Annotated in this window: 22 protein-coding genes; 5 read left to right on the forward strand and 17 right to left on the reverse strand. The window is 38.7% G+C overall.

Going from position 1 to position 23145, the window contains the following annotated elements; all coding sequences use genetic code 11:
* From KKC91_06705 to KKC91_06725, 5 genes are all read right to left on the reverse strand, one after another.
* The coding region (locus KKC91_06705) for a carboxypeptidase-like regulatory domain-containing protein (GenBank protein MBU0478240.1) at positions 1–461 on the reverse strand (461 nt) is incomplete at its 3' end.
* A gap of 22 nt (positions 462–483) precedes the next feature.
* The gene (ileS, locus tag KKC91_06710; protein MBU0478241.1) at positions 484–3231 is read right to left on the reverse strand and encodes an isoleucine--tRNA ligase; all 2748 of its coding nucleotides are present in this window, start codon (positions 3229–3231) and stop codon (positions 484–486) included.
* 17 nt (positions 3232–3248) lie between these two features.
* Positions 3249–3545: a YggT family protein gene (locus tag KKC91_06715; GenBank protein MBU0478242.1), complete on the reverse strand. Its 297-nt coding sequence runs from the start codon at positions 3543–3545 to the stop codon at positions 3249–3251.
* A gap of 2 nt (positions 3546–3547) precedes the next feature.
* The gene (locus KKC91_06720; GenBank protein ID MBU0478243.1) at positions 3548–4348 is read right to left on the reverse strand and encodes a pyrroline-5-carboxylate reductase; all 801 of its coding nucleotides are present in this window, start codon (positions 4346–4348) and stop codon (positions 3548–3550) included.
* 100 nt (positions 4349–4448) lie between these two features.
* A complete protein-coding gene (locus tag KKC91_06725; GenBank protein MBU0478244.1) occupies positions 4449–5855 on the reverse strand; it encodes a UDPGP type 1 family protein in 1407 nt (468 codons plus the stop codon).
* Between the two features lie 109 nt (positions 5856–5964).
* Between KKC91_06725 and KKC91_06730 the strand changes: the two genes are divergently transcribed.
* From KKC91_06730 to KKC91_06750, 5 genes are read left to right on the forward strand one after another with little or no spacing between them, the layout of a single operon-like run.
* Positions 5965–6504, forward strand: a complete 540-nt coding sequence (locus tag KKC91_06730) for an OmpA family protein (protein ID MBU0478245.1) — start codon at positions 5965–5967, stop codon at positions 6502–6504.
* 16 nt (positions 6505–6520) lie between these two features.
* On the forward strand, positions 6521–7204 hold the full coding sequence (locus KKC91_06735; GenBank protein ID MBU0478246.1) for a LysM peptidoglycan-binding domain-containing protein: 684 nt from the start codon (positions 6521–6523) through the stop codon (positions 7202–7204).
* 32 nt (positions 7205–7236) lie between these two features.
* Entirely contained in the window at positions 7237–8085 is an 849-nt protein-coding gene (locus KKC91_06740; GenBank protein MBU0478247.1) for a sugar phosphate isomerase/epimerase, read from the forward strand.
* Complete coding sequence (locus tag KKC91_06745; GenBank protein MBU0478248.1) at positions 8078–8293, forward strand: hypothetical protein; 216 nt, start codon at positions 8078–8080, stop codon at positions 8291–8293. The genes KKC91_06740 and KKC91_06745 overlap by 8 nt, the downstream gene beginning before the upstream one ends.
* Positions 8290–8844: a nucleotidyltransferase gene (locus tag KKC91_06750; protein MBU0478249.1), complete on the forward strand. Its 555-nt coding sequence runs from the start codon at positions 8290–8292 to the stop codon at positions 8842–8844. Before KKC91_06745 ends, KKC91_06750 begins: the two co-directional genes overlap by 4 nt.
* A 22-nt stretch (positions 8845–8866) precedes the next feature.
* Here the strand turns inward: KKC91_06750 and KKC91_06755 are convergent, their stop codons facing one another.
* From KKC91_06755 to KKC91_06810, 12 genes are all read right to left on the reverse strand, one after another.
* A complete protein-coding gene (locus tag KKC91_06755; GenBank protein MBU0478250.1) occupies positions 8867–10051 on the reverse strand; it encodes a S41 family peptidase in 1185 nt (394 codons plus the stop codon).
* An 88-nt stretch (positions 10052–10139) separates the two neighbouring features.
* On the reverse strand, positions 10140–10427 hold the full coding sequence (groES, locus tag KKC91_06760) for a co-chaperone GroES (protein MBU0478251.1): 288 nt from the start codon (positions 10425–10427) through the stop codon (positions 10140–10142).
* Positions 10428–10493: 66 nt separating this feature from the next.
* On the reverse strand, positions 10494–12122 hold the full coding sequence (gene groL / locus KKC91_06765) for a chaperonin GroEL (GenBank protein ID MBU0478252.1): 1629 nt from the start codon (positions 12120–12122) through the stop codon (positions 10494–10496).
* A gap of 32 nt (positions 12123–12154) precedes the next feature.
* Positions 12155–12442: a co-chaperone GroES gene (locus tag KKC91_06770; protein MBU0478253.1), complete on the reverse strand. Its 288-nt coding sequence runs from the start codon at positions 12440–12442 to the stop codon at positions 12155–12157.
* Positions 12443–12573: 131 nt separating this feature from the next.
* Positions 12574–13347 (reverse strand): sugar phosphate isomerase/epimerase, encoded by a 774-nt coding sequence (locus KKC91_06775; GenBank protein MBU0478254.1) that lies wholly within the window; start codon positions 13345–13347, stop codon positions 12574–12576.
* An 86-nt stretch (positions 13348–13433) separates the two neighbouring features.
* The gene (locus KKC91_06780; GenBank protein ID MBU0478255.1) at positions 13434–14918 is read right to left on the reverse strand and encodes a sulfatase-like hydrolase/transferase; all 1485 of its coding nucleotides are present in this window, start codon (positions 14916–14918) and stop codon (positions 13434–13436) included.
* Positions 14902–15042, reverse strand: a complete 141-nt coding sequence (locus tag KKC91_06785; GenBank protein MBU0478256.1) for a hypothetical protein — start codon at positions 15040–15042, stop codon at positions 14902–14904. Before KKC91_06785 ends, KKC91_06780 begins: the two co-directional genes overlap by 17 nt.
* A gap of 2 nt (positions 15043–15044) precedes the next feature.
* Positions 15045–16280: a Gfo/Idh/MocA family oxidoreductase gene (locus KKC91_06790; protein ID MBU0478257.1), complete on the reverse strand. Its 1236-nt coding sequence runs from the start codon at positions 16278–16280 to the stop codon at positions 15045–15047.
* Positions 16281–16283: 3 nt separating this feature from the next.
* Entirely contained in the window at positions 16284–18530 is a 2247-nt protein-coding gene (locus tag KKC91_06795) for an FAD-dependent oxidoreductase (GenBank protein MBU0478258.1), read from the reverse strand.
* Between the two features lie 15 nt (positions 18531–18545).
* The gene (locus KKC91_06800) at positions 18546–19580 is read right to left on the reverse strand and encodes a LacI family transcriptional regulator (GenBank protein ID MBU0478259.1); all 1035 of its coding nucleotides are present in this window, start codon (positions 19578–19580) and stop codon (positions 18546–18548) included.
* A 106-nt stretch (positions 19581–19686) separates the two neighbouring features.
* Positions 19687–21732: a hypothetical protein gene (locus tag KKC91_06805; protein MBU0478260.1), complete on the reverse strand. Its 2046-nt coding sequence runs from the start codon at positions 21730–21732 to the stop codon at positions 19687–19689.
* A gap of 45 nt (positions 21733–21777) precedes the next feature.
* Positions 21778–23139 (reverse strand): hypothetical protein, encoded by a 1362-nt coding sequence (locus KKC91_06810; GenBank protein MBU0478261.1) that lies wholly within the window; start codon positions 23137–23139, stop codon positions 21778–21780.
* Positions 23140–23145 lie beyond the last annotated feature (6 nt).

Consider the following 23145-nt stretch of genomic DNA (forward strand, 5'->3'; position numbering starts at 1 on the left):
ATTCCTGCTCTGCCCTGCCATGATACTGATACGTCTAAACTTGTTCCTCTTATATATGAACTATCTTCAGGCGAGGTTATATTGACTAATATTAGCGGCTTTTTAGGTCTTAATCCGAAGTTTAATGTGTATGTTCTTCCTCTTCTTACATATATCCATCTGGAACTTGAGTAATATCCATTTGCTTCGGCTTTTACTCTATATATCCTTCCCCAGAACCATACCTTAATACTTCTTATTACATAATTACCACTTGCATTTGTTGTAGCTCTGTAACTGCCTGCCTGGACTGCTGTCCCAGATATGGCTTGATTTGTTACCGAATCTGTTATCCTGCCCTGAATCGTTGCCGTTTTGGGCGAAAGCGGTTTGGGGTTTTTGGACCACGGCCAGCTATATGCCGGAGTTATGCTGGTTAGAATCATTGAAAATATTAGCAAAAATATGGAAAGTTTTTTCATATTAATTTATCTCCTTAAGAATTTAATCTATGCTCTTCATTACCTCTACACAACGGGTGCATAATTGCGGATGCTGTTTGTCTTTTCCAACTGATTCCTTCCAGTTCCAGCATCTAACACATTTCTCTCCAGAAGCATGTTCCACAACTATCCTCAAATCTTTTTTAGAATCCGTCTTTGAAAATTGCGTAATACTAACTTTTGACACAATAAAAATCAAGGGCAAAGTTTCCCCAAAGTTCTCCAAAAACTCTGCTGTCTCTTTTGTGCAATATATAGTCACTTCCGCTTCAAGAGAGTTGCCAATAAGTTTTTTCTCCCGCGCTTCTTCAATTATCTTAAGAACCTTCTCACGAATACTCAATATTTTCTGCCACTTCTGGTGTAAAGAATTATCTATTTTACCTTGATTGGGGAACTCTGCCAGGAACACACTATCCTTTTTCTCTGGAATATGTTCCCATATCTCTTCAGATGTAAAGGTTAAAACGGGACACATTAATCTTGCCATGTTTTCAATAATCTCATAAAGCACTGTTTGCGAACTCCTCCTCTCGGAAGAGTCCCCTTTAGCGGTGTATAATCTATCTTTTAACACATCCAGATAAAAAGAACTTAACTCATTTGTGCAAAAATTGTTTAACAAGACATAAACTTTGTTGAATGCAAAATTTTCGTATGCATCTCCAACATTCTTTATAAGCTCCTGCAGTTTGGAATACATCCATTTATCTATTTCCGTTAACTTATTGTGAGCAATTCCATCCTTATCCGGATTAAAGTCAGATATATTCCCGAGAATAAAGCGAACAGTATTTCTTATCCTTCTGTATACATCAACTATTTGCCTTAGAATATCATCGGAAATTCTAATATCATCCTTATAATCTGAAGAACATACCCAGAGTCTTAGTATATCAGCTCCATATTTTTCTGTTACATCCTGGGGATCAATCACATTACCAATGGATTTTGACATCTTTTTGCCTTCACCATCCATTACAAAGCCATGAGTTAACACACTCCTGTAGCTTGATTTATTATTTAATCCCATTGATGCGAGCAGAGAGGTTTGAAACCACCCTCTATGCTGATCGCTTCCTTCTAAATACAGATCTGCCGGCCATGATAGATTCTTCCTTTTCTTAAGTACAGCCTCATGACTCACACCTGAATCGAACCACACATCAATAATATCTTTTTCTTTCTCAAAACTTGTTTTGCCACACTTTGGACAGGCAAAATTTTCCGGGACAATTTTTTCTATATCAACTTCAAACCATGCATCAGATCCCTTTACAGAAACAAGTTTAGCTACATTCTCAATAATAGTCTGATTGAGTATCGTATGCTTGCAATTTGTGCAATACAAAGCTGGTATTGCTACTCCCCAGTACCTCTGTCTGGACAAACACCAATCAGGTCTCGTCATAAGCATAGCATCTATTCTATTCATAGTGCGGGGCGGAATCCATTTTACCTTCTTTACAGCAGCAAGCGCCCTGCTGCGCAGGTTATGCTTATCCACACTCATAAACCACTGAGGTGTTGCCCTGAAAATAACAGGCTCCTTGCATCTCCAGCAATGTGGATAGGAATGCTGAACCTTATCTTCATGCAGCAATAAACTCTTAGACGACAGTTTATCTACTATTTTTGCATTCGCCTCAAATACATTTCGTCCTTTAAGATCTGAACCTGCTTCCTCGGTAAATTCCCCTTTATTATTTACAGGAGAAAGTATTGGCAGATTAAATTTTATTCCTGTCAGATAATCGTCTGCTCCATGTCCCGGCGCAGTGTGAACACAACCTGTCCCCTCATTCAGTTCAACATAATCAGCAAACACTACTTTCCCAATCCTATCCAAAAAAGGATGCCTATATTCCATGCTCCCTAAATCTTCACCCTTTACGACCTTTAGAATCTCGTATTTATTCCCAAAACATGTATCTGCAACAGCAGAAACCCTGCTTTCTGCCATGATTAATACCTGTTCTATGCCGCCAATCCTTGTTTTGACAAATGCATACTTAAATCCAGGATGAACAGCAACAGCAACATTTGCAGGGATTGTCCATGGTGTAGTTGTCCAGATAAGAATGTATGTCGCAGATTTATTTTCAATAGGAAACTTTACCCATATAGAGGGAGAGGTTTTGTCTTTGTATTCCACCTCTGCTTCAGCCAGCGCTGTTTCACATTTTATACACCAGTAAACCGGCTTCCTCCCTTTATATACGTAGCCCTCCTTTGCCAATCTCCCAAAAGCTCTTATGATTTCCGCTTCATAGTTGAAATCCATTGTAAGATAAGGATTGTCCCATTCTCCGAATACACCTAATCTCTTGAATTCCTTTTTCTGTCTCTCTATATACTTATCTGCGTAGGCTCTGGCTTTCTTGCGAAATTTCACATGGCCAATCTGATGTCTCGTAACTCCTAATTCTTTTAAAAGCTGATATTCTATCGGCAGGCCATGACAGTCCCATCCAGGCACATAAGGAGCATCAAACCCCTTCATTGTTTTATACTTTATCACCATATCCTTCATAATCTTGTTGAATGCCTGCCCCACATGAATATCTCCATTTGCGTAGGGAGGCCCGTCATGCAGAATATAAGAAGGATGTCCTTTATATTTATCCCGTATCTTCTGATAAATATTCTGCTCTTCAAGATTCCTTAAAATCTCCGGCTCTTTCTGTGAGAGATTTGCCTTCATCTTAAAACTTGTTTTTGGGAGATTTAATGTGTCTTTGTATTCCATTATTTTTTTAACATCTCCTATTTTAACCTCATGCCAAACTCAATAAGTGTCCGTACCACAAAAGACCTGATAAACATAATTCCTATTAAAGCCACTATCGGCGAAAGATCAAAACCACCCATTGCCGGCAGTATCTTCCGTATAGGCATCAGGATAGGCTCAGTTACTCTGTATAAAAACTGTACTATTGAATTGTAGGGATCTGGATTTACCCAGGATATAAGTGCCCTTATGATTATAATCCAGGTAAGTATCGTTAATATCGCACCAACAATCTGCGCTATTGCTATTATGAAATTAGCAAAAACAAACATTCCTACTCCTTTGACAATTCCTTTGCTCTATTGAGAGCTGCCTTTACAGCTTCACGAAACATTTCCTCAATTTTGTATTCATCCATAACCTTTAGGGCTGCTTCTGTTGTGCCTGCTTTGGATGTTACTTTTTCTCTCAATGCCCTTGCCGAAATATTACTATTCATTGCTAAAGAGATAGCTCCTGAAACTGTTTGATAAACCAGTTTTCTAGAATCCTCTTCTTTAAGACCCTCTTTCTTCCCTGTATCAATAAGGATCTCCATAATTTTAAATAAATATCCCGGACCGCTCCCGCTTATAGCTGTAATAATATTCATCTTATTTTCATCAATAGTCAAAGTTATACCAAGCGCTTTAAACAGAGACTCAACAAACTGTTTATCTTCATTGCGACAGTCACTACTAAAACAACACGCTGAAGCTCCCTCTTTTACACTAATGCAAAGATTTGGCATAACTCTGGCAACTTTAGTATTTTGCCCTAATACTCTCTTAATATAATTTGTTGTAATACCTGCAGCAATGGAAATAACAAGGTTTCTCTCAGAAACTGCGCATCTTATTTCCATAAGAACATCCTCCATATCCTGAGGTTTTACTGCCAGAAGGATGCTTTCGGCATTTTTCACGCCCTTTTCAATTGTATCAACGACCTCTATTTTTGAGTCTAAAAAAGGCTGCAGCCTGCTTTTATCCACATCATAAACAGAAATATCATTTTCTTTAAGAACTTGTGGAATAATCCCTTTCAATATAGCTCCGCCCATATTTCCAACACCAATAATAAAAAGTTTTTTCATTGAGTTTCCTGTAAGTAAATAATAAGACTAAAAAACCATCGCTGTATTATATAGAGAGCCTAAAAAATTTCAATAAGGAAATCACCTGGAGTGGAGAGTATTACGCCAGATATATGTCTCTGGTAGTATCTATTGAGGCCAAGTCCTTACGCTGCAAATCATCCGGTGAGTTTGCAAATAATGGGCTGATTTCTATCTTGATTTTTGATATTCCATTTTTGTCAAACGGAATATCGATCCCTGCTTCCATGAGCCAGCGCGCACATCTGTTTATATAAAGCTGTTTCCCGCTTTCAACAGAATCCGAACCTCTTAAATTTTTTATTGGAGAGAATTCATCCTCGCGCATAACTTCCATGTTTGCGACATTTTCAGCAAACTTTAATGCATCAAAGATAAATGTTTCAAATTTTATTCCGTTCTTATCCTTTGGCTTAATATACTCGCCGCTATTATTCACATAAGGGATATTCTTTTCTGCTATATGATACGGAAGTCCTATCCCTTTCTCAGTAAGAGACTTTACAAACTCTGTATTTAATATATGAATTGCTATGCTTCCTGCATTAAATTTAAAAGAGCCGTCTTTATCTTTATCGCTCATATGCACTTGGGGTAAATCGCTATATTCAATAACCGCATATTTCTTATCCATTACTACAACTGCTCCGACTTTTTCCGAAGGAGCAATTTTGGGCGTTACCTTATTTGACATCTGAGCATCTGCTTTTACATGATAACCTATAAAAACAGGGTCCAGGACATTGACAATAAGATTGTCTATCTGAAAGTAACTTATATATTCAATACCAGTTTCCAGCATTTCATCAATAGCTCCACTCTCCCTGAGAGCAAGCAAGGCTCCTCCATGTCCATTTGGACTCTTAAAAACTTCATACTTTGAACTCATAAGGAACCTGCCATCTTTATCTATTGCAGGAAGCATTCTTTGAGAAAAAAATCGCACCTGATCTTTATGCATACCAAAATATTTATTGTCTTCAAAAAATTCTATTGTTTGCTCATGAAGCAGCTTGCTCGTCATAATATACCACATGAGTTGAACATTATATTTCTGCTGTGCTTTAAGTATCTTCTCTGCATGAAATTGAAATATGCTGTTAGCGGATATTGGACCAATAGGATACGCACCTTTTGGCCCTTCAAAACCAAGCCTTGTACCCTGCCCTCCTGCAACAACAAAGCAAGCTGCTTTACCATCCCTTATACACTGCTCGCCTATCTCTCTTGCCTCTCTCTGATGCAGTATCTCACGTTCAGTTCTTGGAATTTTAATAATTTCAGGGCTTTTAATATCATCAAATGATATAGAGATTTCCTTTCTTTCCATGTATTGGTTAACTAATTTCTCCATGAGCTCAAAATCAATACTCTCAATGTCCTGAAGAAGCCATTTGCGTTGAGTATCATCTAACTGATTCCACCATTTAAGAACATGTTCCTGATTATAATCTTGCAACTTGTTTCTAATTTTACCTATATTCATTCAATTCTCTTTTATCTCTACACAACAAATATTGACATAACTGATTCTGTATGCTAGATTTTAGCATAACGCTAGATTATTCTAGCATACAAAAAAATAAGGAGCAATTATGAAAAAGTTTTCGCTGGTTATGTCTGTAGCTTTGTTGCTTTCATTGTACTTAGGAGGATGTTCAACATTTAAGAAGTTCACAAGTGATAAAGAGTATGAAGACAACATAAAACAAGCTCAGATGGCTGCAATTAAAGGAGAAAACATTCCTTTGGAAAAGCCTGTAAAGGATACAATATTTGTAGAACCTAGTGCAAAGGAAAAAGTAATATTTTCTGACATCCTTTTTGATTATGACAGCTATCGTCTAGGAAAAGACGCAATATCCACGTTGGAGAAAGTTGCTACATGGTTAAAAAAACATAGAAATATACGTCTAATGATTGAAGGACATTGCGATGAGCGGGGTTCCAGAAAGTATAACCTCATACTCGGCGAGCAGAGAGCCTTGAGCGTGCGCAGATATCTAACAGGATTAGGTATCTCTCCGTCAAGATTATACACAATAACCTATGGAGAAGACAAACCTGTTGATACTGGACATGATGAAAAGGCCTGGGCAAAAAACAGGAGATCACATCTTCTAATTTCGCAGTAATAATCTTACTCCTTTTATGAAAAAAGTTAGATTATCCAACAAAATCCTGCTGTTCACTGTTCACTGTTTACTGGTTGCTGTTTTTCTATCAGGCTGTCTGATAACTAAGATAGCTACAAAAGAAGATGTTGGCACAATACAGGAAGGCCAGGTTGGACTGAGTGAGCAGATTCTCTTATTAAAGGATGAGACAAGTAAGATAGGGGGTTCTCTGTCAGAAAAAGATAAACAACTTCGCGATCTTAAGGAACAAGTTGAGCTGTTTTGCACTCAATTTAGAGACCAATTAAATAATAATAGCATTGATACAAACAAAAATATTACATCTCTAAGTAATAACATTATCTCTATTCAAAAACAGATAGACCAGCTAAAGACTGCATATAATAACCTATTGAACATACAAAAGAAGGATAAGCAAAACTTTAACAAGAAGATTGAAATAGTGCTTGACGAACTTTTAGGGGAAATCGGAAAGATAAAAAAACAAATAAATATTTTAGCGCCTGATGATGCTAAATTAAGCACTGAAAAATTAGAAGATGGAAAATATTACATTGTTCAGAAAGGGGATACTCTAATTGAAATTGCTGTTCGTTTTGGGGTTCCTTCCAGAACAATTATTCAGGCAAACAACATTGAAGACCCTGACTTTTTATCTATTGGGCAAAAGCTGATTATTCCCAGATATAGCGAATAAGGCAAACTTTAACTAAACAGGAGGTAAATAAAATGTTTTTTTCAGGAATCAGTGACGAAGCAGGCAAACCCATAGAGACACAGATAAAGGCGCATAAAGAACTTGGATGGAAATATCTGGAGATTAGGAATGTTGATGGAGAAAATCTAACGCTTATGCATGATTCTAAGTTTGACGAAGTATATGGAAAAGTCAATGATGCCCAGATGAAGGTATCATGTTTCGCAGGCTGTATAGCCAATTGGTCAAGACCTATAACCGGTGATTTCCAACTGGATATAGATGAGTTAAAAAAGGCTATTCCTCGCATGAAAAAATTTGGGACAAAGTTTATCCGCATTATGAGCTGGCCAAATGACAACGACAAACCTATAAAAGAGATTGAGTGGGAAAAGAAGGCTATTGAAAGATTAAGAGAACTTTCAAAGATAGCAGAAGATGGTGAAATTATAATGGTGCATGAAAATTGCAGTGGATGGGCAGGGGAAAGTCCGGAAAACTCTCTAAAAATGCTTTCAGAAATCAATTCTCCAGCCTTGAAACTTGTTTTCGATACAGGAAATACTGTTTTTCATGGTCAGGACGCTATGTCTTTCTATTCAAAAGTGAAGAAACATATTACTTATGTGCATATAAAAGATGCAATTATGCTTCCTGACGGAAAAGCTCAAACTACCTACTGTGGAGAAGGACATGCCTATGTTTCAGAAATTCTTCAGGATTTGAAAAATGCAGGATATGAAGGCGGCATTTCTATTGAGCCTCACCTTGCAGCAGCAGTTCATTTAGGTAAAGAAGCTACTAGTGAGGAAGCATACAAAATCTATATGACATACGGCAGGAAGCTTATAGAGATAGTGAATAATCTAATAAATGATTAAGAATCCGGAACAATACCTGATAGAAAGTGAGCGGGAAAGGGCGGAATATTTGCAGGGGCTCACCTACGAAGAGAGTGCGTTTATCACTGAACAGATGCTTTCCTCAAAACTCCTTAGACAGCTTAAGTTCAGCGATGATGATCGTCCGTATGCGTTAGCTATGCAGATTAAGAGAAAACCAGTTAAGGGAAGACGGGTGAAGCAGTGAATAGACTTGATGAGTTTTGCAAAGTATTGATTGATTTTTTAGAAGACTCAAATGCCCCTTACCTTGTCATAGGTGGAGTTGCAGTCAGTCTTATTGGTGAACCGAGAATGACGCAGGATATTGATTTAATTATTTCTATCCGAAAGCAGGATGTGCGCCATTTTCTGGAAGCTGCCGATGCAAATGGGTTTGAACTAAACATTAAAGAGAAAATGCAGAGAATAAAACAGACAGGTACCTTCAGACTGAATCGAGGTTCTTTTCATGCAGATGTAATCATTGCCAGTATACCTCTTGAGGATAGTGCTTTTGAACGAGCTCAAAGACTTACGTTCGTGAACAGAATGGCCTTTTTCCCGTCTCCTGAGGACTTAATTCTATTCAAGATAATTGTTGGCCGTGATAAGGATATGTTAGATGCTAAATCGGTTGTTATTCGTCACAGACCCAAGCTTGATATAGACTATCTGAAGAAATGGACTCAAGCCATCTCTGACGAGGCAGAAGATATGAACATCTGGAATAGACTGATTAAAGTGCTTGAGGAATAAGAGTACAGAAAACAAGATACAACTAAAATCTACCAAGTACCTCCACTGCCTTCTCTAACTGAGGGTCAAGTAATTCAATCTGTTCCTTTATTGATTTTTCGTACCATGATTCAGGAATTTTGATTTCTATATCAGGCTGGATGCCTTTACCATCGATTAAGCTGCCATCAGGAATATAATATCTGGCAATAGTCAGACAAAGAGCTGTTTTATCAGGCAAATGGAAAATGCCTTGTACTGATCCCTTTCCAAAACTGGTTGTTCCTATTATAGTTGCGCGCTTATTACACTGCAAGGCGCCAGCAACAATCTCCGCTGCGCTGGCACTGCCTTTATTTATCAGCACAACTAACGGCAAGAGTATATCTTCTTTGCTCTTTGTTGCTCTATATGTCTTAGTCTGCTCTTTGCTCCGTCTCTTTGTCTTAACTATTAATCCGTTAGATAAGAAACAATCTGAAATCTCTACTGCCTGGTCAATAAATCCACCCGGGTTATTTCTTAAATCTAAAATAAGAGACTTTGTCTTTTTTTTATCCAAACTATTTATGGCATCTTTAAAACTCTTTAATGTTCCGTTTCCAAAATCTACAATTCTAATATATCCGATACTATTGTTTATTAATTTATAATAAACTGATCTAAGTTCTATAATTTTTCTAATAATTTCAAAATGCAAAAGTTTCTGATATTTCTCGCGTTCTATATACAATGAAACTTTTGTCCCTTCTTCCCCTCTAAGCTCTTTCACTACTTCTGACAACGACCATCCAACACAGCTTATTCCGTCTATTTTCACAACAACATCCCCGGGCTTTATTCCAGCTTTATCTGCAGGAGTACCTTCTATAGGTGAAATAACTATAACCTTATTATCCCTTATTCCTATAACTATGCCCAGTCCCCCATATTCCCCTTTTTCAAATATCTTAACTTCGCCATACGCTTCCTGTGGTATAAACTGGCTGTACGGATCCCCAAGACTCTTAACCATACTATCAACAGCACTATATATAAGGTCTCTGGGCTCTGTCTTATCTATATAGCGAGTCTGGATAATATCAAAAGTTTTTAAGAAAATTTTTGTTTTCTTATGCCTTGGACTTGCAAAATTTATCCACAGGTTTCGACCTCCATAAATCAATAGAACAACAATTAGAAGATACGTCAGTTTTTGAAGATTATGAAACCTGTTTTCTCCAGCCAATTCTATTCCCTCCCTAAGATAGTCAAAACAAATAAGCCTCCTGTCCCCAAAGCATTCGGGGTGCAGGAGGCTTAAAAAACATATGCTGCTATTCTATAACAGCTAAGATGTCTTCCTCTTTCATTATCAGATGCTCTTCCCCGTCAATTTGTACTTCTGTGCCTGCGTATGATGCAAAAATAACTTTGTCGCCTTTTTTAACACTCATTGATTGTTTCTTCCCATCTTCCAACACTTTTCCACTGCCAACAGCTATAATCTTACCCTTTTGCGGTTTTTCCTTAGCTGTATCGGGAAGAATTATACCTCCCTTTGTCTTATCCTCAGCTTCTAATCTCTTTATAATAACTCTGTCTTCTAAAGGTACTAATTTCATATCTTGTCTCCTCGTAAATTTATAGGGGCACGGCAAACCATGCCCCTATACTAATCAGTTCTTATTTTAATACATCCCTCCGCCCATTCCGCCGCCGCCAGGCATTGGAGGCATCTTTTCCTTTTCAGGAACGTCTGTTACAAGCGCTTCTGTTGTAAGCAGTAATCCTGCAATGCTTGCTGCATTCTGAAGAGCGGTCCTTGTTACTTTTGTCGGATCCACAATACCTGCTGCAAACATGTCCTCATATTTACCATCCTGCACATTAAATCCAACATTTTTCTCTTTTTTAAGAAGCTCCTGAACAACAATGGCTCCTTCAACTCCAGCATTATTCACAAGCTGTCTTACTGGCTCTTCAAGAGCACGCTTGATAATGTTAAGCCCAATAGCTTCGTCTCCCTTCAGTGCCATTTTCCCGAGATCAGATATGCATCTAAGCAAGGCAACTCCGCCGCCTGCAACTACGCCCTCTTCAACAGCGGCCCTGGTTGCATGAAGCGCATCTTCAACTCTTGCCTTCTTTTCCTTCATCTCTGTCTCTGTTGCAGCTCCAACATTAATAACTGCAACTCCGCCGGCAAGCTTTGCCAGTCTTTCCTGTAGCTTTTCCTTATCATAATCTGATGTTGTATCATCTATTTGCGTACGAATCTGAGATATTCTGCCGTCTATATCTTTTCTATTTCCTGCTCCTTCAATAATAGTTGTATTTTCCTTATCTATTGTAACGCGCTTTGCTCTTCCCAAATCGTTAAGAGTGATATTCTCTAATTTGATTCCGAGATCCTCAGAGATTGCTTTTCCTCCTGTAAGAGTAGCAATATCTTCAAGCATTGCCTTTCTTCTATCTCCAAAACCCGGAGCCTTGACACATGCGCATTTTAGAGTGCCTCTAATCTTATTCACAACCATTGTTGCCAGAGCTTCTCCTTCAACTTCTTCAGCAAGAATTAAGAATGGAGTACCTGATTGCGCTACTTTTTCCAATAACGGAAGCAAATCCTTCATACTGGAAATTTTCTTTTCATGAATAAGGATGTATGGATTCTCAAGAACCACTTCCATTCTTTCTGCGTCAGTTACAAAATAGGGAGACAAATAACCTCTGTCAAACTGCATACCTTCTACGATATCCAGAGTTGTATCCATTCCCTTTGCTTCCTCAACTGTGATAACTCCATCCTTGCCAACCTTATCCATAGCGTCTGCTATTATGTTTCCAATTGTTGGATCATTGTTTGCAGAGATTGTGGCAACCTGAGAGATTTCTTTTTTGTCTTTGACCGGCTTGCTCAAGCCCTTAAGACTTTTCACAACATTATCTACTGCCTTTTCAATTCCTCTTTTAAGCGCCATTGGATTTGCACCCGCTGTAACATTCCTGAGCCCCTCTCTATATATTGATTCCGCAAGTACTGTAGCTGTTGTGGTTCCGTCACCTGCTACGTCAGAAGTCTTTGACGCAACTTCCTTTACCATCTGAGCGCCCATATTCTCATATGGCTCTTCCAATTCAATTTCCTTTGCAACTGTAACACCGTCCTTTGTAATTGTTGGAGATCCGAATTTCTTGTCCAATACAACGTTTCTGCCCTTTGGCCCAAGTGTTACCTTTACAGCCCTACTAAGCTGCTCAACACCGCTTAAAATTGCCTTTCTTGCTTCTTCGCCAAACTTTAACTGTTTTGCCATCTTGTATTACTCCTTTCTTTATGTTTTTATCTTTAGTTCTTAAAAATTCCCATTACATCTTCCTGCTTCATAATTATATATTCTTCGCCATCAATCTTTATATCCGTACCTGCATACTTACCAATAAGTAGCTTGTCCCCCTTTTTAACCTCAAGAGAAACTAGTTTTCCTTCATCTGTCCTTCTCCCCTCTCCTACAGCAATAACCTCTGCTTTTTGAGACTTTTCCTTAGCCGTATCAGGAACTATTATGCTTCCTATCTTGTCCTCCTCTTCTAATCTCTTAACTAATATCCTATCAGCTAGTGGTTTTACCGTCATATTTCCTCACCCCCCTCTTCTAACTTATTATAAATTTCATCAAATTTTTAGCACTCTTTCGTCTGGAGTGCTAAAAATAGCAATTTTATCCAACCATGTCAATAGGAAAATAGAAAAAAGTGAAAAAAATATTAAAACCAGTCCACATTCTCTAAATATTTTATATCATAAATAACATCTTCTATACTCATTGCTTCTACTGTAATTATAGGATTCAGATTCTTCTCTTTTAATCTGTGAAATAGTTGTTGAAAATTTATGTTGCCCTTTCCAAATGCAAGATGAGAATCTTTATCACCATTATTGTCTGAGAGATGAACTTCAAATATTCTGTCTGTGCATATGTCAAAATAATCAAGAACAGGTTTGTCTCCAAATACATTAAAATGCGCAACGTCAAAACACATACCAAAGTTCTCTGAACCAATTTCGTTAAGAAGTCGGACAACTATTTCAGGAGAACTTTCCAGGCAATTTTCAATTGCTATCTTAATTTCTTTTTCTTCTGCAATAGTTTTTATCTCTTTCCACAAATCCAATGATGTCTCAAACCAGATATCTTTAATTGATTCATGAAAAACTGGTGAATATCCAGTATGCAGCACCAGATTCTTTATGTCCATTTTACTGCAAAACTGAATAGACTGAACAAATCTTTCCCTTACTAGACTTCTTACTTTTGGATCCTCGCTTCCCGGATTTAAGTCAATATATGGACCATGACAACTGGTTCTTATATCTTCTTCTAAACAAAAGTTCTTAACCTTTCTCATTTCCTCAAGAGGTAAACAGTCCAGCTCAGCAGGATTCATACATATTTCAAGATTAATGTGATAAGCCGCTATATCCTTCAGGTGTTTAAGAATCATATCAAACGGCGCATGAAAATAAATATCAAACTTCATCGTTCCGTTTATCAATCATTCTTGAACAAAAGGGAGCACGATACGAATATGCTTCCATTTTCAATAGTTAATCTCATTTGCCGTTTTTAAACCGTGTATCGTTTCTGGTACAGTTTGGACATGGTCTTATAGTTCCATTTTTCCTTGAAATAGGCTTTGCTCATCGGATTTTTCTTCTTCAGGAATATAGCTGCTCCGAACTCGCTCATTGAATAGGGGTCATCCATGGCCATCATTTCCTCCCATAAAGACTCCTGCATTTCATCATAGATGTTTTGATGGGATTTTTCCCTCACAAGATTTTTCATCTCCCACGGATCCTTCTCGAGGTCATATAATTCATCATAATCAAACCCGTTAAAAACAAGTTTGTAATTATCTTTTAACAATATCCTCTGTACATAAACAAAGATATTGCCGTGGTTTTCTACCATCAGGGTATCTCTTACCTTCTCCCTCTCACCCTTGAGGACAGGCAGTAAGGACTTTCCATGACACGGGTCTGTTCCCTCAGCATCCGCTATATCGAGGAACGTGGGACCCAGGTCCAGAAGACTTGTTAACCCCTCGCAGATACGGCCGGGGTTTTTTATACCGGACGGCCATCTCATGATCAACGGAACGCGTATACACTCCTCAAAGGAAAATATCCCTTTAAAGAACATGTTATGTGCCCCAAGCATCTCTCCGTGGTCAGAGGTAAAAACAACAAGCGTGTTTTCCCTTAATCCCCCTTCATCCAGAAACTTAATTATCCGGCCTATCTGCGCATCGATATAGCTGCAGTACCCCCAGTAATATGCTGTGGCTTTTCTCACGTGCTCTTCTTTAATATCCCTGAACCACTGTTCTTTCATTCTCCTGTATACGTTCGGTTTATCCTCTAATTTATCAAAAAAACTCTCCGGAATCTTTATGTCATCCGGATTATACATGCTTGCATAAGGTTCCGGTGCAATAAATGGATCATGCGGGCCGTAGTAGTTTGCCCAGCAGAACCAGGGTTTATTGTTACTGTGTTCATTTATATTTCCAAGCTCTTCAAGAATAGCATCTGTTACTAATGCAGATATTTCCTTCTCTGCTGGAAGGGATGATCTGCCGTACAGCAGGAAATCATTAAATCCGGGAAAGTTGAACGACCAGCTGTCTTCAATAGTTCTCTCTATTTTAGGTCCGGGGAAAATCCTGTTCTTTGTATCAAATCCCCTGTCTATTGGTCCTGTCTCAAATCCCGCATGCCATGTACCCAAATAGTTCATATTATATCCGGAATCCTTCAGTCTTTGCCCAAAGCTGTCGCAGTTCTTGTTTATTTCCCTCTGAACGGCATTCGAGATGTGACAGTTATTCAGCATACCATGAGAATGAGGATATACTGTTGTAACGGTTGATGTTCTTGCCGGGGCACACGGCGGAGCCGGAGTATAATTACGGGTAAAGATAATCCCTTCTTCTGAAAGCTTTGTTAAATTGGGACATATGTCTTTTCCAGAAGGTGGATTAACTGTCTTATATTGCTGCTGGTCTGTCATTATTACAAGGATATTAGGTCTATCTTGAACAGGCATAACAATTCTCCTTTAATTTTTTTAGATGTATCCCTTTTTCTCTCAGAAAATTACCCGGCTTAATGACCGCTTTTCTGTCACTCCAGTTGAATATACCGATAAGATATGCGTACCTTCTTTCCATTATTATTTTTCCATATCTTTTATATTTATGATTTTTTTTGAGTGGATGGATTTCTCAGCAGCTAATCCCACAAGAACACTTAATCTACCAGCTTCGGCATTTGCCAGAGGAGATTTATTCTCTCTCAAACAAGCTAGAAAACTATGAAGAATTCCTCTATCTCCACCACCATGTTCATCAGAGCCAGGATTCTTCACATCGTAGATTATAGTACTCTTTGAGGACATAGAGAAGACTTTAATTTGATTAGATTCTGTGTCTGCTTCTATTTGCGCCTTATCTCCAACTATGGAATAACGCCTTGTTGAGATAGAGGAAAAGAAGCATTCAGTATAACTTACCCGCACCGCATTTTTATATTCAATAATAACCACGTCGTTATCCTGTGTATCTTTTTCTGAATTCCAGAGACAGACATCAAAATCCTTATACCCCCTTCTTTCTGCCCTATTTATTGAACCTGGACGGAGAAAATCCTGATAAAAAGCGCTTCCGTGGCAAGTATACTTCTCTTTACAGTCCCGGCATCTCTTTGCTTTTTTAGGATCAGGTCTAAAGACGTCTAATCCTCCAAATGCAGATACTCTTTCGGGACTAGCTCCTATAAGCCAGTTCAGCATATCAAAAACATGACAGCCTTTATGGATAAGAAGTCCGCCTGTATTCTTTCTAAATCTGTTCCAGCGCCTGAAATAGGTTTTTCCTCCCGAATAATAATCCAGAACTGAGATTATTTTAATATTGCCAATACTTTTATTATCTACTAGCTCTTTTAACTTCTGATGGAATGGATTATAACGAAGGTTGAAGCCAACCTGAAAAATTTTCTCGCTTTTCTTCGAAGCCTCAATAATCTTACTACAGTCACCAGCTGTGATGGCAAGGGGCTTCTCGCACAGAACATGTTTTCCAGCTGAGAGAGCCTCAAGCGCTATTTCCCCGTGTGTAAAATCAGGTGTAGCGATGATAACCGCATCCAGGTCCTTAAGACCAAGCATCTTTTTGTAGTCAGAGAACAGGCAAAAATTTTCTTTTGATTCTCTTGACATTTTCTTAAGTCGTTTTATGTCAACGTCACATAAAGCAATAAAATGTGCCTCATCAGAAAAATATTTATTTATGGTATCCAATAGATGCAGTCCCCTGCCCCCTGCTCCAATAAGCCCCAATTTAATTTTTTTCAATTTGATATTGGCCTTAACACTTTGTTTTTTCTTCTTTAAAGGCATATTTGTCATCTATTACCTCCTGTGGGTTTTGGTTTTCACTTGCTCCAGATAGACTCTAATTTGGTAAATCTGGGCAGACAGGCTACCATTAGTGGCGAATGTCTGTACTCTGAGCTTGCAAGAAGTAACTGGTTTAAAACAGTCTATACGTCTTCGTTGATAGTTTCCCTTTCTTTCCAAAATCTTTATCCATGTATTTCCTTCCCGGAAAAGCAAAGAATAATCCTTTAAAGATTCGGTAATAGGCCCAGGTTCAAAATGAAATGGTTGTTGATAATAGTGCTTCTTTACATCCCCGAGGGTTAAATAGCCACTCAGGTTGCTGTTAAAGGTAAGATAAACACTATTGAAAGTAACCTCTTTGCCAAAATCGAGCTCTAGATATTGTGGAAATCCTTGTCTGGGATCAGAAATCCATATATTTGGCCAGCTCTCCGGTCGACCTGCACCATTAACAACATTCTCACCTTTATATGGAAAACTGGAAGGACTGATGCGGAAACAGTAATCACCTCGCTGAGGAATCCACCATTTCCAATAGGAATGAAGATAACCCGGTTGCAGGCCAGGCAATTCTTTATAACTAAAACACCATGAAATACCTTCTTTTTTGGGAAGAGAGATTGAGTAAAGACCCGGTGTTATCTTCTGATTCAGAGCAAAAGTAACCCAAGAACGCTGCCTGGCTGGAACTTCAGTTGAGACCGAGACAATTTCTTCTCCTGAGTTAAAATCCCAGAGCGATTGTGCTTTTCTGAAATGGAGTTTTATCTTGGCGTTTTCGGCAAGAGAGGATTCCAAAAGTAAAGAAATTTTCTCAATCTGTTCCTGGGAAACAGGAATAATTTCAGCTTGCGGAGTATTTAAAGGACGAGAACTATCAGCTGAGGTTATTCCCTTTAACTCCAGAGAACTGGATGTTTCTACTTTTGCAAAACGAGCCAAATCACTTTCATCATTATTTCTCAAATGAGGAATATAGCAATCGTCTTTCAACAGTTGCTGCTGTAACTCACCAATATGTTTTTGGTAAATATCACGAGGAAAGGCATGATATTTTCTGCACAGGTATGCAGCGGTTCCTACCGCTTGACCTTCGACAGCACAGGTTAACATTACTCGTGTAGAGCCTAGAGCTACATGGCTTACACTGATATTCCTGCCGGCAAACATTAAATTCTGAATGTTCTGCGAATAGAGACAACGCAAAGGAATGGAGTAAGGCCCTGTTAATCTTATTGTCGGTCGATTGCTTGGCCCTTCTTTACAATAGATTCCTTCAGGAAAGTGAAGGTCAATAGCCCAACCTCCATAAGCTACCGCATCTTTGAAAGAGGACGATTTCTGCACATCCTTTTGTGTAAGAATATAATCTCCCATAAATCTTCTGGATTCTCTTTTCCCTGGTACTTTTCCAATCCAATCGAGAGCATAATTTTCTGCTCCGTGCTGTCCGTGATTTTTAATATGATCCCAGATACCAAAGAGGATCTTCAGGAGTTCATCACGAATCTCTTCGTTATCTTTAATAGTATCTCTCATTCCCCCATAAGCAATCCACCAGTAGCCATCTCTGATATCTTTGTGAATACGGAAAGGGATATCTTCATCTCTGGGAAAATCTTTTGCCCAGAAAGGGGGTGTAAAAGGAACCGGATGCCCAAAATCTTTGGCAACAAATAATAAACTGCTTCCTAGAAGAAATTTATCGGGCTTGTCGGGAGCGAAACTCTCCCTGAATTCTTTCTTGCCCTCCCTCCCCATTCTATATTTTGCTCCACTCTTGTAAGCAATAAGACCATCTCCGCTACAATCAATAAAAATATCTGATGTTAGAGTAAATTTCTTTTCTGTGGAACTCTGAATGACTTTGATTGACTTTATTCTCTTCTTGCTTTCCATTATTACGTCTTGAGCAGAAGAGTTAAGAAAGAGGGTGAGTTTTGGTTCTTTCTTTATCCATTCCCAGAGAATAGTATCCCACATGCAGAAACTACGAAGCGGGTCTCGATACCAACTCTCTAAAAGTAATTCTTCAATAATCCCTGTCTCTCCCAAGTCTTTCCTTAATCCGGAATAGTTTGCCCCTGTAGGAATAACTCGAATTTCACTGCTGGAATTTCCTCCTAACACTGGTCGGTCATGAATTAAAGCAGTTTTACAGTCCAATCTGGCCGCAGCGATAGCCGCACAAATTCCCGCTAATCCTCCTCCAACCACTACTACATCATAAACTAAACACTTTTGTGAAGTCGACATTTTAAAATACCTTCCTCAGGTTTGCTTTGTACTCCCTCTTAAAACAGGCTCTCCCTGCACAAGGTAGATTCCCTTTCCCTTTATATTTATATTTTTTTCATTTATAATATTCAGTAACACTACTGCTGCTTTTCTGCCTATTTTTTCACGTGGGATATCTATGGAAGAGAGAGAAGGTCTGCAATCTTTCCCGAAGCTCATATTGTCAAATCCTATTATACCCAGATCCTTTGGAATCTTTATCCCAACAGACTTGAAATGTTCCATTACAACTACAGCCAAATCATCCGAAGTTACAAAAATAGCGTCAGGTTTCTTATCCCGATAAAAATTCTCAATTGCAGATACAGAGTTCCTCATGTCGGCTAAATCTATACGAAAAACTAAATTCTTATCAAAAGCAATATTGCATGCTCTCAATGCTTTTTTGTATCCTTCTAATCTTTTTTGATAACCAAGATATTCTTTTGAGGAACCACTTACAAATCCTATTTTTCTATACCCAAGGTCTATAAGCGCCTTTATTCCCTTATACGCTGCTATTTCCTGATCAGAAGCTACAAAAGGTATTTCAAGAGTTTCATGTTCCTCTTTAAAAAGCGTACTCGCTATTACTCCGGGAATTGAATGTCTCCTTAAATATTTAATTATGGGATCCAGTCTTGAAATCCCTCCATAAAGAATAACTCCACAATGGCTAAAAGACTTTCTTATAGACAAATATGACTGCAGGTTTTCTATCTTCTCTACAACAAGGGAATATCCGTCATCCAAGAATCTTTTAGTAAGCCCTCTTTGCAAATCAAGGAAACGGTCAAGGTTATGAAGATACTGCTGATTGAGGAAATATTCTGACTTTCCCATGGCAAGAAAAAGTATTGTTTTGGACCTTTTTTCTCCATAGCCCATTTTCTTTGCAAGAGAGTAGACCTTATGTTTTAGGTCTTTACTCACCTGATTTGAATTATGGAATGCTTTAAATACAGAAACCTTAGATACCCCGAGTCTGTCAGCAATATCCTGCATTCTGACTTTAGGACTTTTTCCCATTAGAACTATACTCCTTTAAGTAACTGTTACTTGTAACTTAGTACATAGATAATTTTTTGTCAAGCTTTAAAAATTTTGGTTAGTACAGGAATTGACAATTCTGCTATTAAGATTCTATCAACGTTATACCTGATACAGCAGCTATCTCTTTTGTCAGTTTGCTAAATGAAATATCGATTATCTTTTTCGTATAGTTTTTAAACTCCCACTGCTTTGAGATAAAATAACTCTTTGGACGCAAATAAATAGTTTCTTCATTATTATTTATCTTAACTTTTATGTTAATAAACTTTGAAACGCTGGCAAATTCTATTTCTAAAATGAAATTTTTTGCCTTTCTGGTATCCAGAATATAAGAAAACCAGCCCTGGTTCAGCTCTGACTGGTCCTCTGTGGCTCTGGCCAGAAGTGGAGGCTTACTGCCTGCTACGCGGATAAACCTGTTCCTGTATATCAGCGGAAAAGAATAGCTGGTTTCCTTGGATAAGAGATGTCCTTCAAGAAACGAGCCGCAGAGAATATAGTCTATTATCCTGTTATCTCTGTTCAACTTTCGGCGCATTTTCTTCTCAAGCTTGTAGTACTGCATAATATCGTCGACGAACCTTTCAATAACCGATTTTCCCCTTGCAGGCCTGTTTCCCATCGAGTCCCCAAATCTTCTGAAATAATGGTTTTTGCCGTACTTTTTATCAAACTTTCTACTGATATCAAGAAGCTTCCTGCACCATTTGTTAAGGTCATATGTTTTCTTCTTTCTGATATTAGCAGTATATTCGTCCAGAAGATTGAACATGTAATACCATGCTTTAGCAGCATTGTGCATCATTTCATATTCCTCTGCGTATGAAGGAATGTTTTTCTTTACAAAATCCATGCAGTTTTCGGAAAGCTCGATATTTTCTTTCATCCTGTTTTTAACTGTTTTAACGGGGCTGTTCTTCTTATCGAAAATGAACCACTCGTCACTTCTTATTTTCTCACCCGTAAAAACATTCGGAATATAACGGTTTATGAGATAATAAAGGGTAAAGAACCTACCCCCGTGATTCCAGTGATTATTATCTATATACAGGGTTTCCCTGAGAACCCTTTCTGAATCCCTGATGAGCCTTGCAAAGTCCCCCACAGGAATATTCAGTTTATTCTCTGCATATTCCCTCTCCAGACTTATGAGTGATGCATGGGGATTTTTTATGAGATTAACACCAACAAATCTGTTTAAGGCTTCGGGCTTGTTCTCTCTGACGACATATCCTTCCCTGTCAACCCTTATTACAAACCCCTGTATCTTATATCTGGAAACATCTGAGATCATTTTTTTCAGGTAATGCGGATAGACAAGCGGCAGTTCCCCCTTACCGAAATACTCTCCGTGAACCTCTCCTTCAATAATCAGAGGCAGCTGGCTCAGTTTCTTAATTGAGGGATTTACAGGCAGGCCGAAGTGCCAGTCGCCTCTGCACCACTTGGTCATTACTGTTATATCCTTCCTGAAGGGCTTTATTGCCTCGACAAGCTGGTCTGTGGCAGAGTGGGATGATGCAAAAGGTCTTATTATCAGTTCCTTATTGTATTTTTTATGCATTTTGATAAGTATTTTCAGGATGTGAATAACTCTCTCCACAGGTTTAAGCTCCTGATATTTCAGGCTCAGGACAGGTATGCTTGTCTCCAGGAATGTTATTACAGTACCCGAGATGTCCGGATAGGTATTGAAGAAATCAGTGTGCTTGTTAATAATAAAGTCACTTACAAGAGGGTGTTCCAGTCTGACTTCACCGTGTTTGTTTAACAGCTCTTTATGGTCATGGAGGAACTTCCGGGGAATCTCCAGCTCATGGTGCCAGAGATAAGTGTTTATATTTAGTTTTCTCCCGTACCTGGTAATTTCCTGTAAGGCAGGGATGACATATCCTAAATACCTTGAATCTTTATATTTGTCATATTTGGGATACTTTTTATATCTTATTACGCCATCAATATTTGCACGTCGTAAGGTATGTATATCTCCATGAATTTGAAGATGATTCAGTCCGTTCTCGTGCATATAATCAAGGTATCTTAAGGCATAGTTTTTCTCAATCGGAACCGGATTCAGTATTGCCAGCCCTCTTACAGGAAACAAATTTTTTCTGCTCGATGATTTCATATCTTTATCCCTGTGCCTTATTTAAAAGCCATTCCTCTAATTTTTTTATTTATAAAATTGAGGCAGGTATTTTCTATTGGCTTTCAGGAGCTCATCGCCCATTCTGCGGATATCAGGATATGTGAGATGTGAACAAAGAGGGTCATTGGCTAAAGCTGCAAATGCTTTCTCAGAATCTCCTTCTATACCTGCTTCAACGATAAGATCCTGATTCAAGACATGTCTCAGGACAAGAGGAAGTATCTCTTCAGGTAATTCTCCTACAGTTATCGGGGCAAAGCCGCAGGGATTGATCACCCCGAGTGTTTCCACAACAGAACCGTACGGAAGGTTGGAGATCTGTCCCCTGTTCGGGACGTTCATCACATCAATGAATTCTCCTCCGAATGCCAGTGTAGATATAATATCTGCCGCGGTTTCGCGGGACGGCGCAGGGTCCCATTCCCACTTCCATTGGCTTGTATCCTTACCAGCCAGAACGGCTTTAAGCCACTCTGTCCTGATGGCAAGTCTTTTTTTCCTCTCATTTACAGTAGTGCACCTGAGATGATATTTTTTGATATTAGTCTTATCAGAAGCCAGATATCTTGAAAAGAATTCCGATATATGCCGGTCCCCGCTGTATGGAAGACAACCGAACTCGTTTAATAATTCTCCCGTTATCCAGCTTTTTGAACTGAACCCGGCTTCGTCTTTATGGATTTCATTCAGGAGCTGTGCAAAGTTTCTGCCTTTGAGCTTATTGCGGAGCATCCTGTAGCCGTCCTTCCCGCGTATTTTGATGTCCATTAGCCAGAAGAAATGGTTTATACCTCCGAAGCTGACATTCAGTTCACTTTCTTTTTTCAGTCCGAAGATATCCATCAGAGTCCTATAGCTTTCAAAGACCCCGTGACACAAACCGACAACCTTCTGCTCTGTAAAGATGGTGAGCGTCTTTGTAAGAGTTGACATCGGATTTGTATAATTAAGGATCACTGCATTAGGTGCGTTCCTTTTTATTTTTTCTGCAAGATGAATAAATACAGGTATATTCCTGAGTCCTCTTGCCCATCCTCCGGGGCCGACGGTATCACCAACTGTCTGGAAGATTCCATATTTCTCCGGAATCTTAAGGTCATGTCCCATAGCATCAAGGCCGCCTGTAGAGATTGTAATAATAACAAAATCTGTATTATCTAACGCTTTATCTTCATCTTTGGTCGGGATAAATGTACAGTGCCATTTTCTCTTTTCTGATATCATCTGCCCGAGACATGCTATGCGCTTTGCTGATGTCAGGTCAATATCCAGAAGGCGGAATTCAGCGCCTCTAAGCTCCTGTTTATGCATCAGGTCACTGAGCAGTTTCGGACTCCAGTCAACGCTCCCTCCGCCTATAATAGTAACCTTTATTCCTCTTGGCATAGCAAT

This window comes from bacterium (assembly GCA_018812485.1).
Lineage (GTDB): Bacteria > JAHJDO01 > JAHJDO01 > JAHJDO01 > JAHJDO01 > JAHJDO01.

What these genes read in the sequence shown, in the direction of transcription:
- ileS (MBU0478241.1), bottom strand. Translation starts at nt 3,231, where the DNA reads ATGGAATACAAAGACACATTAAATCTCCCAAAAACAAGTTTTAAGATG.
- KKC91_06715 (MBU0478242.1), bottom strand. Translation starts at nt 3,545, where the DNA reads ATGTTTGTTTTTGCTAATTTCATAATAGCAATAGCGCAGATTGTTGGT.
- KKC91_06720 (MBU0478243.1), bottom strand. Translation starts at nt 4,348, where the DNA reads ATGAAAAAACTTTTTATTATTGGTGTTGGAAATATGGGCGGAGCTATA.
- KKC91_06725 (MBU0478244.1), bottom strand. Translation starts at nt 5,855, where the DNA reads ATGAATATAGGTAAAATTAGAAACAAGTTGCAAGATTATAATCAGGAA.
- KKC91_06730 (MBU0478245.1), top strand. Translation starts at nt 5,965, where the DNA reads ATGAAAAAGTTTTCGCTGGTTATGTCTGTAGCTTTGTTGCTTTCATTG.
- KKC91_06735 (MBU0478246.1), top strand. Translation starts at nt 6,521, where the DNA reads ATGAAAAAAGTTAGATTATCCAACAAAATCCTGCTGTTCACTGTTCAC.
- KKC91_06740 (MBU0478247.1), top strand. Translation starts at nt 7,237, where the DNA reads ATGTTTTTTTCAGGAATCAGTGACGAAGCAGGCAAACCCATAGAGACA.
- KKC91_06745 (MBU0478248.1), top strand. Translation starts at nt 8,078, where the DNA reads ATGATTAAGAATCCGGAACAATACCTGATAGAAAGTGAGCGGGAAAGG.
- groES (MBU0478251.1), bottom strand. Translation starts at nt 10,427, where the DNA reads ATGAAATTAGTACCTTTAGAAGACAGAGTTATTATAAAGAGATTAGAA.
- groL (MBU0478252.1), bottom strand. Translation starts at nt 12,122, where the DNA reads ATGGCAAAACAGTTAAAGTTTGGCGAAGAAGCAAGAAAGGCAATTTTA.
- KKC91_06770 (MBU0478253.1), bottom strand. Translation starts at nt 12,442, where the DNA reads ATGACGGTAAAACCACTAGCTGATAGGATATTAGTTAAGAGATTAGAA.
- KKC91_06775 (MBU0478254.1), bottom strand. Translation starts at nt 13,347, where the DNA reads ATGAAGTTTGATATTTATTTTCATGCGCCGTTTGATATGATTCTTAAA.
- KKC91_06780 (MBU0478255.1), bottom strand. Translation starts at nt 14,918, where the DNA reads ATGCCTGTTCAAGATAGACCTAATATCCTTGTAATAATGACAGACCAG.
- KKC91_06785 (MBU0478256.1), bottom strand. Translation starts at nt 15,042, where the DNA reads ATGGAAAGAAGGTACGCATATCTTATCGGTATATTCAACTGGAGTGAC.
- KKC91_06790 (MBU0478257.1), bottom strand. Translation starts at nt 16,280, where the DNA reads ATGACAAATATGCCTTTAAAGAAGAAAAAACAAAGTGTTAAGGCCAAT.
- KKC91_06795 (MBU0478258.1), bottom strand. Translation starts at nt 18,530, where the DNA reads ATGTCGACTTCACAAAAGTGTTTAGTTTATGATGTAGTAGTGGTTGGA.
- KKC91_06800 (MBU0478259.1), bottom strand. Translation starts at nt 19,580, where the DNA reads ATGGGAAAAAGTCCTAAAGTCAGAATGCAGGATATTGCTGACAGACTC.
- KKC91_06805 (MBU0478260.1), bottom strand. Translation starts at nt 21,732, where the DNA reads ATGAAATCATCGAGCAGAAAAAATTTGTTTCCTGTAAGAGGGCTGGCA.
- KKC91_06810 (MBU0478261.1), bottom strand. Translation starts at nt 23,139, where the DNA reads ATGCCAAGAGGAATAAAGGTTACTATTATAGGCGGAGGGAGCGTTGAC.